The sequence below is a fragment of the Paracoccus chinensis genome (genome assembly GCF_900102885.1).
Lineage (GTDB): Bacteria > Pseudomonadota > Alphaproteobacteria > Rhodobacterales > Rhodobacteraceae > Paracoccus > Paracoccus chinensis.
In genome coordinates, this window is the sequence record NZ_FNGE01000067.1 from 1 (window position 1) to 1,581 (window position 1,581).

1 protein-coding gene is annotated in these 1,581 nt (G+C 61.7%); it reads right to left on the reverse strand.

Annotated elements, in window-relative coordinates; translation table 11 throughout:
• Positions 1-773: 773 nt before the first annotated feature.
• Positions 774-1,265 carry a phosphate-starvation-inducible PsiE family protein gene (locus BLQ03_RS17655; RefSeq protein ID WP_090757591.1) on the reverse strand — a complete coding sequence of 164 codons (492 nt, stop codon included), beginning with the start codon at positions 1,263-1,265 and terminating at the stop codon, positions 774-776.
• Positions 1,266-1,581: the final 316 nt, after the last annotated feature.

The following is a 1,581-nucleotide window of genomic DNA, read 5'->3' on the forward strand; positions in this document are numbered from 1 at the left end:
ACGGGCGAGGACACGGCCCGCCTGGACGACGACGCCCGTAACGGGCGGCGCTTGCCCCTTGACCGGCTCGGGCGGGGATGCGTGGCGGACAGGAACACAAAAAGGCTGCGGACGGGGGTGAGCGGGCGACAGCCCGTCGATCCTCTGGTCCGACAAATGGATCATCCTGGCCCGCGCCTCGCGCGGGCCTCTCCCGTGTCTTCTTCCTGCCGCAGCAGTCAGACGGGAAGGCAGCTATCTCTGGGCATCACCGGCAGCCTGCAACTGCCCGCCCGGTTGACCACAGGCTGTGCGCTCGATCCCTGTGGTCTCGCTTACAGCCTGCTGCGGCCTCCCGCCTCCACTCCCAAGGTCGTTGCGGCGCGAGGCTGGACAACCGGGCTACCCCCGCAAGCGATCATCACCCGACAGGGCCGAGACTGGGCCGCTGGACCGACTATTGCGGCCCCGCGCAGGCTGGCTCGGGACGAGACAGGCGGCGCGGGAAAAGCCGCAAAGGAGGGGCAGGTCAACGCGGACCGTCATAGGCACTCCGGGTTTAGGCATCGACTATACGCTCGGTTGTCGCGATGGAGACGCACTGTCTCGAGTGGCGTTGAAAACTGTGATGGTGCTTTGTTCGAACGCCGCCAAGTCTCCGCGGGAAGCGACGGCGCGCGGCTCGGCAAACCGACCCAGCGCAACGCTCGGCATGATAAAAAATTTCTGCTAAACAATTATGATGATGAGTGCGGCAGAGGTTGATGAAACAAGTCGAACGAAAACGCTTCGGCTCATTGATCGCCTTCGGCATTTTTAGCACCGGGCTCTTCGCGCCGGTCCTGATCGCGCACCAGCCAGTGGACTGCTCCGAGCGCAAGAGCCGCGCCCGCGAGGGCGGCAATCTTGGCTGGCTCCGTCTCGCCAAGGTCGAGGATGATAAATTTGCGCGCGATCGCGAGGAGCGCGATCAGCACGATCGTGCGGACCTGGAGAATGCCGAAGCTGCGTTCTGTCGCCACAAGAAGGGAGCGCTTGAACTCGAGCGCAATTACAACGGTGAAGATCATTCCGAACACCACCTGGAAGGTGGCGTAATCGAGCGTGTCGAACGCTCCCAAGACCAACCGGTTCACGACCTCGCGCATCAGCGCCCAAACCGACGCCACGACGATAACCGCAATGATGGCGCTGAGGACGAAAATGACGACCTGTTCGAACTTCTCGTAGAGCGTCATCGCCGACCATTGTTCACGGGTTAGCCCTGATGGTTTCAGGTCTTTCATCAGTACCCCTCGAAGTTCCCCCCGAATAGACAAGCTCTCCCTGGCTTCGCCGCAGACCGGGATCATTCGGGAATTCTTTACCTGCGATGGAGCCAGGAACCAATCGTTATGTTTCGAGAACCGGGACTCCGGGCCCAGACTATCGATCGTTCCTCAGTCTTCCTGCGAAAGAGCCCCGCCGCTGGTCTCGTTTGCGGCGGGGCTCCATTAGAGGTTCTCTTTTAGGTCCTGTCTGACGGCCTGAGGGTCCGCAGGTATTGGCGCAGGAAGGCGAGCTTCAGCATGGCGCCGAAGTTGACGGCGAGCTTCTCATGTC